Below are 14016 nucleotides of genomic sequence, written 5' to 3' on the forward strand. Positions count from 1 at the left end.
AGCGGCACCGGTGACGGCGCGGACGACGGCCGGTCGCAGGGCGCCGGGCGTCGGGCGGTCGTCGACGTTGCGCTCTACGCGGCGGCGCGGCTGCTGCTCGCGGTGGTGCTCGCCGCCGCGATCTATGGGGTGGCGCGCCTGATCGGAGTCAGCCAGTTTCCGCTCGTCATCGCCGCGTTGTTCGCGCTGATCATCGCGATGCCCCTGGGTATCTGGGTGTTCGGGCCGCTGCGCCGGCGCGCCACCGCGTCGCTGGCGCTGGCCGGTGAGCGCCGGCGCCGGGAGCGCGCACAACTGCGGGCCCGGTTGCACGGTGAGGAAACGCCCGACGAGGGGCGCGACCAAGCGTGATCAGGCGTTGGGCATCCGCACGACCTGCGCGGCATAGCTGAGGCCCGCGCCGTAACCGATCAGCAGGGCCAGATCGCCCGGCTTGGCCGCCCCGGTCGCCAGCAGTTCGGCCATCGCCAGGGGAATGGAAGCCGCGGAGGTGTTGCCGGTGTGCTCGATGTCGTTGGCCACGACGGCGTCCGGCCGCAGCTCCAGGCTCTTGGCCAGGACCTCGTTGATGCGGCTGTTGGCCTGGTGCGGGACGAACACGTCGATCTCGTCGGGCCGGATGCCCGCCGCGTCCATCGCCTGCCGGCCGACCTTGCCCATCTCGAATGCCGCCCAGCGGAACACCGCGCTGCCCTCCAGCCGCAGGAAGGGGCGGGGCCCCGTGGGGGCGTCCATGTAGTCGATCCAGTCGATGTCCTGGCGTATCGCCAGGGCCTGTTCACCGTCGCTGCCCCAGACGGTCGGCCCGATGCCCTGGTCAGGCGTCTCGCCCACCACCACTCCGGCCGCGCCGTCGGCGAAGATGAAGCAGTTGGTGCGGTCGTGCATGTCCACGGTCGGCGACAGCTTCTCCGAACCGAGGACCAGCACCTTGGCCGCGGTGCCGCCGCGAATCATGTCGGCCGCGACGCCGAGCGCGTAGCCGAAGCCGGCGCACCCCGCCGAGACGTCGAACGCGGGCACGCCCGTGGCGCCCAAGGCGGCGGCGACCGCCGGGGCGCACGCCGGGGTCTGCAGGAAATGCGTGCTGGTCGCGACGATCACGCAGTCGATGTCCGACGGCGTCAGCGCGGCCTTCTCGATCGCCTGCCGCCCCGCCTCGGTGGCCATCGACGCGGCGGATTCTTCCCGGGCGGCGAATCGACGGGTCTTGATCCCCGTCCTGGTGAAGATCCACTCATCGGACGAGTCGATGTTCTCGCATATCTCGTCGTTGGTGACCACTCGTTCGGGGCGGTAGGCCCCGACACTGAGCATTCCGATGTTCTTCGGTCCAGTGGTCGCGGCGATCTGCTTCATTGCTGTCCCCGATCGGTGCTCGCTGTGAACGGCCATCGGTGCCGACGCCGGTCCCTCATTGTTATCGGATCCGGTCCCGCCGTTTCACTCGAGTGTGCATATACGGTGGCGACACGCCGACGGACCCCACCGTCAGCGCACGCTCAAGGCCGTGGGCGCACGGTCGATCAGCCGGCCAGCGCCAGGGCCGCCGCCACCGCGACCGCCCAGGCGACCATGGCCAGGCCGGTGTCGCGTAGCACGGGGATCAACTCGGGGCCGCCGCGCCCCGACCGCACCGGGGAAGCGGCGCGCCACGCCAGCGGCGCGGCCACGAATCCCACGGCGCACCACGGCGTGGCGGCCATCAGCACCAGGGTCAACACCCCCGCTGTCGCCAGCAGCGCCTGGTACAGGATGCGGGTGCGGGCATCGCCCAGCCGCACCGCCAGGGTGATCTTGCCCGACCTCGCGTCGGTGGGAATGTCGCGCAGGTTGTTGGCCACCAGCACCGACGACGACACCGCCCCGATCGCCACCGCCAGCGCGAGCCCCACCCAGTCCACCCGCAACGCCTGGGTGTACTCGGTGCCGAGCACGGCCACCAGGCCGAAAAACACCAACACCGCGACCTCGCCAAAACCGGCGTAGCCGTAGGGTTTCGAGCCGCCCGTGTACAGCCACGCTCCGGCGATGCACACCGCGCCCACGGCGATCAGCCATGGCGCGCTGACCAGCGCTAGCGCGAGCCCGGCGGCCGCCCCGATCGACAGGCTCGCCACCGCGGCGGCCAGCACCGACCGCGGGGTGGCCAGCCGCGAACCCACCAGGCGCACCGGGCCGGCACGCTCGTCGTCGGTGCCGCGAACGCCGTCGGAGTAGTCGTTGGCGTAGTTGACGCCGACGGTCAGCGCGACCGCGACGGCCAGCGCCAGCAACGCCCTCCACCACACCGCGGATCCCAGCCACGCCGCCGCGCCGGTGCCTGCGACGACCGGCGCCACCGCGTTGGGCAGCGTCCGCGGCCGCGCACCGGAGATCCACTGCCTGAAACTGGCCACGCACGCATCCTGCCTCATGCACCACAATGGGCGGATGCTCGGAGTCATCGGCGGCAGCGGCTTCTACACCTTCTTCGAGTCCGACACCCGCGCCGTCGAGGTCGACACCCCGTACGGCCCGCCCAGCGCCGCGGTGACGATCGGCACCGTCGGCGGACACGAGGTCGCGTTCTTGCCCCGGCATGGGAGCAGCCACCAGTTCTCGGCGCACACCGTGCCGTATCGGGCCAATATGTGGGCGCTGCGCAAGCTCGGGGTGCGGCGAATCTTCGGCCCCTGCGCCGTGGGCAGCCTCAAACCCGAACACGGGCCGGGCGCCGTCGTGGTGCCCGATCAGCTGGTCGACCGCACCAGCGGTCGCCCCGACACCTACTTCGACTCCGGCGGCGTCCACGTCGACTTCGCCGACCCGTACTGCCCCACCCTGCGCGCCGCGGTCACCGGCCTGCCCGGCGTGGTCGACGGCGGCACCATGGTGGTGATCCAGGGGCCGCGGTTTTCCACCCGGGCGGAAAGCCAGTGGTTCGCCTCCGCGGGTTTCTCGGTGGTCAACATGACGGGCTATCCGGAGGCGGTACTCGCCCGAGAACTCGAAATGTGCTATGCGACAATCGCTTTGGTCACCGACCTGGACGCCGGTGTCACGTCCGGCCAGGGCGTGACGACCGTCGAGGTGTTCGCCGAATTCGAGAAGAACATCGGGGGATTCAAGGAGCTGGTGCGCGAGGCGATCGGCCGCGTCACCAGCGAACGCAACTGCGAACACTGCCTGCCGCACACCGGCGTCACGCTGCCGCACGAGTTGCCATGAGGGTATTGCTCACCGGGGTGGCCGGTTTCATCGGTTCGCGGGTGGACGCGGCGCTGCGGGCGGCGGGTCACGAGGTGGTCGGTGTCGACGCGTTGCTGCCCGCGGCGCACGGCCCGAATGCCGTGCTGCCGCAGGGATGTCACCGCGTCGACGTCCGTGACGCCGACGCGCTGGCGCCCCTGCTGGACGGGGTGGACCTGGTCTGTCATCAGGCCGCGATGGTCGGCGCGGGTGTGGACGCCGCCGACGCCCCCGCCTACGGCGGCCACAACGATTTCGGCACCACGGTGCTGCTGGCGCAGATGTTCGCCGCCGGGGTGCGCCGGCTGGTGCTGGCGTCGTCGATGGTGGTGTACGGGCAGGGCCGGTATCACTGCGCGCAGCACGGGCTCGTCGAGCCGTTGCCGCGGCGGCGCGCCGACCTCGACGCCGGGGTTTTCGAACACCGCTGCCCGACCGGGGGCGAGGAGCTGCAGTGGCGCCTGGTCGACGAGGACGCCGCGCTGCGGCCCCGCAGCCTGTACGCCGCCAGCAAGACCGCGCAGGAGCACTACGCGCTGGCGTGGTCGGAGGCTGTGGGCGGCTCGGTGGTGGCGCTGCGCTACCACAACGTCTACGGCCCCGGGATGCCGCGCGACACCCCCTATTCCGGGGTGGCGGCCATTTTTCGGTCATCGATCGAAAAGGGCCAGCCGCCAAGGGTTTTCGAGGACGGCGGTCAGATGCGGGACTTCGTCCACGTCGACGACGTCGCCGCCGCCAACGTCGCGGCCGCGGCATCGGGGCTCGACGGCTTCACTGCGGTCAACGTCTGTTCGGGGCGGCCCGTGTCGATCCTGCAGGTGGCCGGCGCACTGTGTGACGCGCGCGGCGGTTCGCTCTCGCCGGTGATCACCGGCCAGTACCGCAGCGGCGACGTCCGCCACATCGTCGCCGACCCGACCCGGGCGGCCGAGGTGCTGGGCTTCCGCGCGGCGATCGACCCGGCCGAGGGTTTGCGCGAATTCGCGTTCGCCCCGCTGCGCTGACTAGGCCTGCGGCGGCCGGTAGATCTTGGGTTTCTCGACGGGTATCTGTCGCGTCGCGGAGTCGTCGCCCCGGAAAAGCCGCGGGCCGGAGGTGATCCGGGTAGTCGCCGCGGCCGACGGCGCGACGGCGTGGCCCACTGGGACGCGCGCCCTCGGCTCGGCGGGAGCGCCGGCCGCCGCGGGCTTACTGACCGTGCGGCGGCGGCGCAGCCGCCGTCCGCGCAGCTGACCGGTGACGATGGCGGCGCCCAGGATGCACAAGGCCAGGCCGCACAGCGTCACGTCGAAGGTGCTGGTGATCTGCTGGGCGAGGTTGTTGCCGTAGACCGGTTGCCGCGCGGGCGAAGTGGGTGAGTCCGGGAACCGCGGCGCCAGCACCACGCCCACCACGACCCGGGCAAGGCTCAGCGCGGCGACCAGCCCGCACAGCGACGAGATCAATCGGGCGGAGCGGGCGGCGTCGGCCAGGTTGAGGCGCAGCCAGACCGCAAGGACCGCGGTGGCCAGGTCGAACGCGGCCAGCACCACGCTGTCGTACCGGGAGAACGGGTAGTTCAGGCTCACCGCGACGAAGAGATCGGTAAATCTCATCACCATCGAGCCCAGGGCCCATATGGCTATCAGCAGCAAGCCAGTTCGGGCCGCCGTCCGCCAAGCGCTCTCCTCGGCCCCGGTGGTGTTCCGCTGGCCGAACAGGGTTCCCGGCGCGAACATCGCCGCCGCGGCCGCCCATGCCAGGTAGCCCTCGAACCCGACCCCGGCGGTCGACGTGTTCTGCGCGATGCCGTGAAACGCGTCGATGTCCCGCCCCAGTGGCAGGCTCCACACCAGGATCCCGGCGACCAGCGCCGAGGCGCCGAGCGCGACGGTGGCCAGCCGGGCGGCCCTACTGCCGCGCAGCAACCACCTGGCCGCGACCAGCACGGCGACCAACGCCACCACGCCGTACACCACCGCGGTCACGATGACCGCGACGTTTTGCCTGCCGAATTCGGCGGCGCCACTGGCGTTTTGCAGCGCGTAGCGCACGCGCCAGTACAGGTTGAAGCCAAAGCTGAGCACCGCCAACACCATCGACGCGTAGCCGATGAGCCGGGCGGACCTCAGCCAGCCGGTGTGCTCGCCGCCTTCGGGGACCGGTCCGGAGCGGGCGCCCGCCTTCACCGCTTGCGCGCTCAGCATGCAGCCGGCGATCCCCACCCACGCCCCGGGCCCCACGCCGCCCGGCACGTTCACCGTGCCGCCGAACCGGACGGTCTCGAACGCGTCGAACCCGACGAAGGCCAGCACCAGCAGCGCGTAGGGGATGTTCAGCCCGAGGCGAAGCCGGCCCGCCGTCGCGGGGTTGAACCGCGCGCCGGACGACCGCCAGGAACCGGCCACGGCGACGGCGATGACGGACAGCACGGTCACCGCGAGCAGCGCCGCGAACAGGGTCCGGTTGCTGTCGGGGATTCCCACGCCGAAATACAGATTCCACGGCAGGAACAGGGCGACGACGAGCAGCGCGACGGCGGTCAGGTCGCTGACCAGGTGCCGGTGCTGCGTCGAATCCCGCGCGGTTTGCTGCGCCTGCCCGTGGATGGGCCCCGTGGGCGGGTCGTCGCTGCGCTGGCTCACCATGCCCCCCGGGATCAAGGACTATTCTCCGTTCGGACGCCGTGGCAGATTCCCTGGCGACCGTCCTGTCGTTCGAGAAGCTGGTTACGCTGCGCTGTAGGCAAAGCTTGTCGCCCGAATAACGGATACTGCCAACGGTATCGCAAGTGTAATGATGCCGGGACATTGCTGGTCGTGGGGTAGCCAGCCGAAGGAGAACCGGGATGGACGTCGTGTTGGGGGTCGCGGTCACGGGCCCGGTCGCGCGCTTGGCCCTTGCCGGGCCGGGCGCACGGGGCGCCGACGTGATCGACCAATCCGTTGTCGATCTCGAGGACGACCCGGTCGGGAAACTGACCGAGACGGTGGTCGGCACCAATCGGCTGCTGGCCGATGAGAACCACCGGCTGGTCGGCACCCGGGTGTGCTGGAGCGACGATTCGCGCGCCGGCGAACTCCGGCAAGCGCTGGAAGATTCCGGCGTTTCCAACGTCGCCGTGCTCTCGGAGCCGCAGGCGGTGGCCGCCCTGATGCGCGCGGTCGGCCGACCCGGTGCCGCGCTGGTGCTGGACGGCGCGACGGCGACCCTGTCGGTGCCAAGTTCCGCCGAAGACCGGGACGCCCCGCCGACCGTGCTGGCCAAGGAGTCGCTCGCCGGCGACGCGACGGCGGCGTTCGACACGATGATGGCCCAGCTCAACGCCCGGCCGGACGCCCCGGGCGAGGTGTACCTGGTGGGCGCTTCCCCCGAGCTGGCCCGGGTCGCCGACCAGTTCCGCGGCGAGTCGACCATGCGGGTGCAGGTGGCCGACGACCCCGCCTTTGCGCTCGCCCGCGGCGCGGCCATGGCCGCGGCGGCGCAGGCATTGTCGGCCGGGGATGCCACCGCGATGGCGCCTGCCGTGGGACCCACCGGCGACGAGACGACCGTCGTGCCCCCGCCGGACGTGGAGGAACCACAGCTGGCGTACTCGATGACCGACGATGCCGGGTCTTTCACCGGCGACGAGTACGGCGCCGAATTCGACGAATTGGACGACTTCGACGAGACCGAGGCCATCCCCTCGCGGCTCAGTCGCCGATCGTTGCTGGTCGGCAACGCCGTAATCGCCTTCGCGATCATCGGATTCGCGTCGCTGGCCGCCGCGGTGGCCATCGCGGTCCGTCCCGCCGCGAGTCAGCAGCCGGTCGTGGGACACCAGAACGCCGCGCCGGGCAAGTTCATGCCGTTGTTGCCGACGCAGCAGCAGGCGCCGGTGCCGCCGCCCCCGGCTGACGACCCCAACGCCGGCTTCCAGGGCGGCGTCGTCCCGGACGCCAACGGTCTTCTTCCGGCGCGGGTTTCCTCGCCCGGCGCGGGCGGGCCGGCCGCCCCGGTGCCGCCCGGCACGCCGGGTTTCGTGCCCAACCCGAATCCCGCTGTGCCCGTTCCGGTCCCGGTCATCGTTCCGGTGCCGGGATGGAACCCCGGCTACCCCACACCGCCGTACAACTCGCCGACGACCACCACGACGACGACGACCACGATTACGACCACGACGACGCCCACCACGACCACGACGACGCCGACGACAACGACATCGACCACGACGCCGACCACGACAACGCCGTCCACCACGACGCCGACCACGACAACGCCGACGACCACGACACCGCCGCACGTGACGACTACGGAACCGCCCACGAGCTCCAAGACGCCGTTCACGTCGACCGAGACGCCGGCAACCGTAGCGCCGCCCAGCACGCACCCGACGACGGTGGCGCCGCAGCACACGCAGACCCAGCAGACGCTCGTCCCGCGGCAGCCCCACACCCAGCACGGGTCCTGAGGCGTCCATGTCCGATGCCGTCACGGTGGTGCTGCCCTGTCTCAACGAAGAGGAGTCGCTGCCGGCCGTGCTGGCCGCCATACCCGCCGGATATCGGGCGCTGGTCGTCGACAACAACAGCACCGACGGCACCGCCGCCGTCGCGCTGCGGCACGGCGCCCAGGTGGTCGCCGAGCCGCGGGCCGGATACGGCTCGGCGGTGCACGCGGGCGTGGTGGCCGCGACCACCCCGATCGTGGCGGTCATCGACGCCGACGGGTCGATGGACGCCGGTGACCTGCCCCGGCTGGTCGCCGCGCTTGACCAGGGCGCCGATCTGGTGGTCGGGCGGCGCCGGCCGGTGGCCGGGCTGCACTGGCCATGGGTAGCCCGGGTCGGCACCGTGGTGATGAGCTGGCGGCTGCGCACCCGCCACGGACTGCCGGTGCACGACATCGCGCCGATGCGGGTGGCCCGGCGCGAGGCGCTGCTGAACCTGGGCGTCGTCGACAGGCGGTCGGGCTATCCGCTGGAGCTGCTGGTGCGCGCCGCGGCCGCCGGCTGGCGCGTGGCCGAACTCGACGTGAGCTACGGTCCCCGGACCGGCGGCAAGTCGAAGGTCAGTGGTTCGCTGCGGGGGAGCATCACCGCGATCCTCGACTTCTGGAAGGTGATCTCGTGAGCGTCCTGCCGGTGACGCTGCTGGTGGTTGCCAAGGCGCCGGAGCCGGGCCGGGCCAAGACGCGGCTCGCGGCGACGGTCGGGGAGCTCGTCGCCGCCGAAATCGCCGCGGCCGCACTGCTGGACACGCTGGACGCGGTGGCCGCCGCGCCGGTGGCCAAACGGGTGGTGGCGCTCACCGGCGACCTGGGCGCCGCGGCCGGCGCGGCCGAGATTCGCCAACGGCTGCGGTCGTTCACGGTGATTCGCCAGCGCGGTCACGACTTCGCCGACCGGCTCGCGAACGCGCACGCCGACGCCGCGGACGGCTATCCGGTGTTGCAGATCGGGATGGACACGCCCCAGGTGACCGCCGAGCTGCTGGCCGATTGTGCGCGGCGGCTCCTGGCGGCGCCGGCGGTGCTCGGGCTGGCCCACGACGGCGGTTGGTGGGTGCTCGGGGTGGCCGCGCCAACCATGGCGGAATGCCTGCGCACCGTCCCGATGTCGCAGCCCGACACCGGCGACCTCACACTGAACGCGTTGCGTGGCAACGGAATTGACGCGAAACTCGTCCCGCGGTTGGGGGACATCGACGTCATCGGCGACGTGGCCGCGGTGCGCGAGGCGTGCGGGCCCGCCAGCCGGTTCGCGAAGGTCACCCGCGCGGCCGGACTGTGAGCCGAGCACAGCCGGGGCTTTGCGTGTGAATCCTTGGCTCTGCGTGTGAGCCCTGGGCGGAGAAATCGGCGAAACGCCGCCGCCAGCGCACACCCAAAGCCCGCACGCTCGATCACCAGTTGGTGACCATGACGGTGTTCACCAGCAGGGCGCCGGCGGCGTTGAGTGCCAGCCACATTCGGTGCGACCGGACGGGCAGCAGCGCGGGCGCCGCGGTGAGCCAGATCGTGAAGGGCAGCCAGATCCGCTCCACCTCGGCCTTGCTGAGCATGCTCAGATCCGCGCAGGCGATGGCGGCCAGCACGGCCAGCAGCACCAGGTGGAACCCGGAGCGGCGACGGATGGCCGCCGCATCGAACACCCGGCTGACGCCGGCGACGCTGCCCAACCCGATCGCGCAGACGACCGACGCCAGGTTGGCCCAGCTCCAGTACTGAAACGGGCGGTCCTTGGCTATGCCCTGCCAATAGCGTTGCTGCACAAGGTTATAGCCGTCGAACCAATAGAACCCGGCGACCGCGAAGGTGGACGCCACCGCGACCGCGGCCAGCGTCGCCGGGCCCAGCGCCCGCAGCACCGCGCGCCAGTCGGTGGCCGACACCAGCACCGCCAGCGCCGGAAGGCCCATCAACATCAGCCCGTAGTTACAGAACACGCCCCAGCCCAGCAGCAGGCCCGCGGCGCCGGCGGTCAAGGCGGGAAACCGGACCGGCCGGTGCACCGCCACGGCCAACAGCGCGATGCCCCACGCCGCCACCCCGGCGAAGTAGCCGTCGGCGGAGACCGCGACCCAGATCGCCGTCGGCGCCACGGCCACGAACGGCGCGGCGCGCCGCGCGGTCTGCTCGTCGGCCAGCGCGCGGACGGCGACCAGCACCGCGGCCGCCGCGCTGGATCCGGCCAGCAGGCACAGCAGCCCGGCCCAGGCGCCCCCGTGCAGGCCGATTCGGTCCAGCCAGACGAACGTCAGCAGCGCCCCGGGTGGGTGCCCGGAGACGTGCGTGGTCCACGAGTTCGGTTGGTAGTCGACGATCCGGCTCGCGAACGTGCGCACCGTGGCCCCGATGTCGGTGATGCCCGGCACCTCTGACAGGTACTCGTCGCGGGTGGTCAGCCGGCCGGCGAAGCCGCGTTGCCAGCCGTCGATCATCGCCAGGGCGAAGGCCCACCCGCAGGCGGTGGCCCAAGTGCCCAGTGTCAGAGCGCGCCACGAAATCCGTTGCGCCAGAATTGGTCCCCACGCCACTGCGGCCACCGCGATGGCGATCGCCGGCCCGGTGCCCCAGCTGGCGTGGATTTCCCAGGCGCCGAAAATCGGTGCCGCCCCGGCGTGCGTGCCGAACCGCTCCTGGCCGACGTCCGTCCGCGGCCGCACGCCCCAGTGCAACCGCGGCAGCACGAACGCCGCACCCACCAGCACCACCCCGACCGCGACGGCCGATAACTCCCGACGTGCCACCCTCACGGTGGACCAGCCTATTGACCGGCCGAACCGGCGAAGCGGCGCACCAACGCCGCCCGGTCGACCTTGCCGATGCCGCGCCGCGGCAGAGCGCCAACGACGTGCAGCTCGCGCGGCGCCGCGGTGGCGTCCAGGGTGCGGGTCACGTGGGCGCGCAGCGCGTCCAGCGTCGGCGCCGGCCGGCCCTCGGCGACCACGATCGCGGCGACCACCCGCTGACCCAGCCGGTCGTCGGGGAGGCCGAAGACGGCGCAGTCCGCGACGGCGGGATGGGTGCCCAGCGCGGCCTCGACCAGCTGCGGCAGCACGGTCAACCCGCCGGTGCCGATCGCATCGTCGGCGCGCCCCAGCACGGTCAGCACGCCCGCGTCGTCGACAACGCCGAGATCGTCGGTGCGGAACCAGCCCGGCTCGGCGAACGGGTCGGGATCCACCGGGTTGCGGTAGCCCTTGGCCAGGGTCGCGCCGCCGAGGACGACGCGCCCGTCGGCCGCCACCCGGACCAGGACGCCGTCCAGCGGCACGCCGTCGTACACGCAGCCGCCCGCGGTTTCACTCATCCCGTAGGTGCGGACGACCGCGATGCCGGCCGCAGCCGCGGCGGCGAGGACGACCTGCGGGGCCGGGCCGCCGCCGAGCAGCACGGCGTCCAGTTCGGCCAGCGCGGCCGCGGCGGCGGGATCGGTGAGCGCCTTGGCCAGCTGCGCGGCGACCAGCGACGTGTACCGCCGTCCGGATCCCAATCGCCTTATCGCGCTGGGCAATTCGGCGACATCGAAGCCTCCCGAAACGTCCAGCTCGACGGGCACCGACCCGGCGAGCGCGCTGCGCACCAGCACCTGCAGCCCCGCGATGTGATACGGCGGCAGCGCCAGCAGCCAACTGCCCGGGCCGCCGAGGCGGTCGTGGGTGGCCGCCGCGCTGGACGTCAGCGCGGCCGCGGTCAGCAGGGCCCCCTTGGGCGCACCCGTGGTTCCCGACGTCGTCGCCACCAGGGCCACGTCGTCGTCGATGTCTTCCCCGACCCGCAGGGCCGCCCCCAGCGCGTCCGCGGACGGCGCCAGCGCGACCAGCGCCGAGTCGCGGCCATCCAGCACCCGTTCCAGGGCCGGCAACAGCGACGAGACGGCCGATCCCGGCGGGACGGTGAGTGCGCGCAGTACGGCTATGCGGGGTCCCCGACCTCGTCCGCGTCGTCGAACGGCCAGCCCTGGGCCGCCAACCGCACCCGCACCCGCTCGATGTCGGCCGGCGCGGGCAGCTCGTCGGTGATCTGCGTGATCAGCACCCCGATGTCGACGTCGTCGAACTCACCGCGCCGGATCAGCTCGGAGGCCACGTCTTTGACCTCGTCGTTGGACAGCCTGCGGACCAGCAGCGCGAGCACCGGGAAGGTGTCCGTCGCCGGGACGCCTTCCGGGTATCCCGCGCGCAGCCACGAGACGATGGAACTGAGAAATCCGTTCACGCTGGTACAGCTCCCCCCGGTGTCCGGCTCGGTAACGCGGTGGGCATCAGTCGATGCTACTTGGGTTTGGCCCCAAGGAAGGCGGTGCCGGTGTGATGGGCGATGAAGTCCCGGGAGATGTACAACAGGGCGAAGGCGATCACCACGAGCACCACCGCATAGATCGCCCAGGCGAGTGCCAGCAGCACCGGGTTCTTCTGTCCCGAACCGCCGTCGGTGCCGGCCTGTCCGGCACCCACCGCGTGGAATCGCAGCCCCAGGGCGAACAGCCCCGGCAATGCGGCTCCGGCCAGCATGGCGAAGAGCAGGATCTTCAAGGAGGCCTGGTAGTTGAACCAGTCGCTGAAGTGACTCATCAGGCGTTCGCCTTCATCGTGGGGTCGTCGGAGTCGAACCGGGGCGGCGCGGTGTTGACCGTGGGGCCGGCGTCCGAGGGCGGCCGCTGTCTGTCGGGACCTTCGAGTCCGGCGGTCAGGCTGCCTTCCCATTCGGCGTTGACGTTGTTGTGGTCCACCTTGACCCTGCGCGACCGGATGTAGATGGCGGCCGAGACCGCGATCAGCAGCGCGAAGCCGACGATGGCGCCCGGGTACCCGCCGATCAGGTGCACGATCCAGTAGGTGACGGCGCCGACCAGCCCGGCCAGCGGCAGCGTCACCAGCCAGGCGACGCCCATCCGGCCGGCGACGCCCCAGCGGACCTCGCCCCCCGGCTTGCCCAGCCCGCTGCCGAGCACCGAGCCCGTGCAGACCTGGGTGGTGGACAGCGCGTAGCCGAAGTGGGCGGACAGCAAAATCACCGCCGCCGAGGACGACTCGGCCGCCATGCCCTGTGGCGACTGGATCTCGACCAGCCCCTTGCCCAGGGTGCGGATGATGCGCCAGCCGCCCAGATACGTGCCCAGCGCCATCGACAGCGCGCAGCCGACGATGACCCACAGCGGCGGCATGGAGGCGTCCTTGCTGACCGAGCCGTAGGACATCAGCGCCAGGAAGATGATGCCCATCGTCTTCTGGGCGTCGTTGGTGCCGTGCGCCAGCGAGACCAGCGACGCCGAGCCCCACTGGCCATACCGGAATCCGGCCTCGGTGCGCTTGGTCGGGATGCCGCGGGTGATCCGGTAGACCAGCCAGGTCGCCACGGCCCCGACCGCAATGGCCAGGATCGCCGAAATGACGGCCGGGATGATCGCCTTCGACACCACGCCCTTCCAAATCACCCCGTGCGCGCCGACGGCCGCGATGGTGGCGCCCACGATGCCGCCGATCAAGGCGTGTGAGGAACTCGAGGGGATGCCGAGGAGCCAGGTCAGCAGGTTCCACACGATGCCGCCGACCAGGCCGGCGAAAACCAGCTCCAGCGTCACGATGTGCCCGTCGATCAGGCCCTTGGCGATCGTGGCGGCGACCGCGGTGGACATGAACGCGCCGATCAGATTCAGCACCGCGGACAGGGCGACCGCCGCCTTGGGCTTGAGCGCGCCGCTGGCGATGGAGGTCGCCATCGCGTTGCCGGTGTCATGGAATCCGTTGGTGAAATCGAAGGCCAGTGCCGTGATTACGACAATGATCAGAAGGAACAATTGGATGTTCACAGCGCCCGATTCTGGTGGTAGGGGGATTCCATTGTCGAATGCAGCAAGACCCGAATCGCGGATGTACTAAGACTCGTCGCCAGATGTTACCTCTCAGTTAACCGGACTTTGTCTCTCATTCACCCCGGGTGTCGCGGCGCAGCGGGTGGCCCGGCGGGATCTGAACGAAGATCAGCGTGATGCCGTCCGGGTCCGTCACGTGCATCTCGAATAGGCCCCACGGTTCTTGGCGCGCCTCGCGGGCGATCGCCACGCCGCGGCCTTGCAGCTCGGCCTGGGTCGCCTCGATGTCGCGGACCTGCAGCCACAGCGCGCCGGGAAAGGGACCCCGGGAGTGGTCCGGTGAGCCGTAGCCCGCCAGCTCCAGCAACGACTGACCGGCGAAAAACACTGTGCCGCCGGGGTATTCGCGGGCTATCGCGAGCCCGATCAGGTCGCGGTAGAAGGTCAACGACTGCTGATAGTCCGCCGGCCGGAGCAGCATCCGGCTGGCCAGGATCTCCACG

The 14016-nt window shown here is 71.3% G+C and carries 15 protein-coding genes; 6 read left to right on the plus strand and 9 right to left on the minus strand.

The genetic code is table 11. The features are described from left to right. Window positions 1–90 precede the first annotated feature (90 nt). Complete coding sequence (locus KXD96_RS06930; RefSeq protein ID WP_260745257.1) at window positions 91–351, plus strand: DUF4229 domain-containing protein; 261 nt, start codon at window positions 91–93, stop codon at window positions 349–351. On the opposite strand, the gene fabH is transcribed toward KXD96_RS06930, so the two are convergent. Together fabH and KXD96_RS06940 are read right to left on the minus strand one after the other, a co-directional pair. Beyond that, the gene (gene fabH, locus KXD96_RS06935) at window positions 352–1359 is read right to left on the minus strand and encodes a beta-ketoacyl-ACP synthase III (RefSeq protein ID WP_260743818.1); all 1008 of its coding nucleotides are present in this window, start codon (window positions 1357–1359) and stop codon (window positions 352–354) included. It abuts the gene before it with no gap. Window positions 1360–1526: 167 nt separating this feature from the next. After that, window positions 1527–2399, minus strand: coding sequence for a 1,4-dihydroxy-2-naphthoate polyprenyltransferase (locus tag KXD96_RS06940; RefSeq protein WP_260743819.1), 873 nt, complete (start codon window positions 2397–2399; stop codon window positions 1527–1529). Window positions 2400–2433: 34 nt separating this feature from the next. Here KXD96_RS06940 and KXD96_RS06945 point away from each other — a divergent pair, with 34 nt between their 5' ends. Both KXD96_RS06945 and KXD96_RS06950 read left to right on the plus strand, forming a co-directional pair. After that, entirely contained in the window at window positions 2434–3210 is a 777-nt protein-coding gene (locus KXD96_RS06945) for an S-methyl-5'-thioadenosine phosphorylase (protein WP_260743820.1), read from the plus strand. Continuing rightward, entirely contained in the window at window positions 3207–4238 is a 1032-nt protein-coding gene (locus KXD96_RS06950) for an NAD-dependent epimerase/dehydratase family protein (RefSeq protein ID WP_260743821.1), read from the plus strand. Before KXD96_RS06945 ends, KXD96_RS06950 begins: the two co-directional genes overlap by 4 nt. Here KXD96_RS06950 and KXD96_RS06955 read toward each other — a convergent pair whose 3' ends face one another. Beyond that, window positions 4239–5861 carry a hypothetical protein gene (locus KXD96_RS06955; protein WP_260745258.1) on the minus strand — a complete coding sequence of 541 codons (1623 nt, stop codon included), beginning with the start codon at window positions 5859–5861 and terminating at the stop codon, window positions 4239–4241. A gap of 200 nt (window positions 5862–6061) precedes the next feature. On the opposite strand from KXD96_RS06955, the gene KXD96_RS06960 reads away from it, so the two are divergent. The 3 genes from KXD96_RS06960 to KXD96_RS06970 are packed head-to-tail and all read left to right on the plus strand — an operon-like array spanning window position 6062 to window position 8986. Further along, window positions 6062–7666: a hypothetical protein gene (locus tag KXD96_RS06960; protein ID WP_260743822.1), complete on the plus strand. Its 1605-nt coding sequence runs from the start codon at window positions 6062–6064 to the stop codon at window positions 7664–7666. A 7-nt stretch (window positions 7667–7673) separates the two neighbouring features. Next, the gene (locus tag KXD96_RS06965; protein WP_260743823.1) at window positions 7674–8327 is read left to right on the plus strand and encodes a glycosyltransferase family 2 protein; all 654 of its coding nucleotides are present in this window, start codon (window positions 7674–7676) and stop codon (window positions 8325–8327) included. Next, on the plus strand, window positions 8324–8986 hold the full coding sequence (locus tag KXD96_RS06970) for a DUF2064 domain-containing protein (protein ID WP_260743824.1): 663 nt from the start codon (window positions 8324–8326) through the stop codon (window positions 8984–8986). Before KXD96_RS06965 ends, KXD96_RS06970 begins: the two co-directional genes overlap by 4 nt. Before the next feature lie 112 nt (window positions 8987–9098). Here the strand turns inward: KXD96_RS06970 and KXD96_RS06975 are convergent, their stop codons facing one another. The 6 genes from KXD96_RS06975 to KXD96_RS07000 form a co-directional block, all read right to left on the minus strand. After that, the gene (locus tag KXD96_RS06975) at window positions 9099–10451 is read right to left on the minus strand and encodes a hypothetical protein (protein ID WP_260743825.1); all 1353 of its coding nucleotides are present in this window, start codon (window positions 10449–10451) and stop codon (window positions 9099–9101) included. 11 nt (window positions 10452–10462) lie between these two features. Then, window positions 10463–11545 carry an o-succinylbenzoate--CoA ligase gene (menE, locus tag KXD96_RS06980; RefSeq protein WP_260745259.1) on the minus strand — a complete coding sequence of 361 codons (1083 nt, stop codon included), beginning with the start codon at window positions 11543–11545 and terminating at the stop codon, window positions 10463–10465. Window positions 11546–11613: 68 nt separating this feature from the next. Further along, window positions 11614–11916, minus strand: coding sequence for a DUF3349 domain-containing protein (locus KXD96_RS06985; protein ID WP_260743826.1), 303 nt, complete (start codon window positions 11914–11916; stop codon window positions 11614–11616). Window positions 11917–11972: 56 nt separating this feature from the next. After that, window positions 11973–12272: a hypothetical protein gene (locus tag KXD96_RS06990; protein ID WP_260743827.1), complete on the minus strand. Its 300-nt coding sequence runs from the start codon at window positions 12270–12272 to the stop codon at window positions 11973–11975. Continuing rightward, window positions 12272–13510: an inorganic phosphate transporter gene (locus KXD96_RS06995; protein WP_260743828.1), complete on the minus strand. Its 1239-nt coding sequence runs from the start codon at window positions 13508–13510 to the stop codon at window positions 12272–12274. The genes KXD96_RS06990 and KXD96_RS06995 overlap by 1 nt, the downstream gene beginning before the upstream one ends. A 115-nt stretch (window positions 13511–13625) precedes the next feature. Continuing rightward, on the minus strand, window positions 13626–14015 hold the full coding sequence (locus KXD96_RS07000; protein WP_260743829.1) for a VOC family protein: 390 nt from the start codon (window positions 14013–14015) through the stop codon (window positions 13626–13628). Window position 14016 lies beyond the last annotated feature (1 nt).

The sequence above is a fragment of the Mycobacterium sp. SMC-2 genome, from assembly GCF_025263485.1.
In the GTDB taxonomy this organism is placed as follows: Bacteria; Actinomycetota; Actinomycetes; order Mycobacteriales; family Mycobacteriaceae; genus Mycobacterium.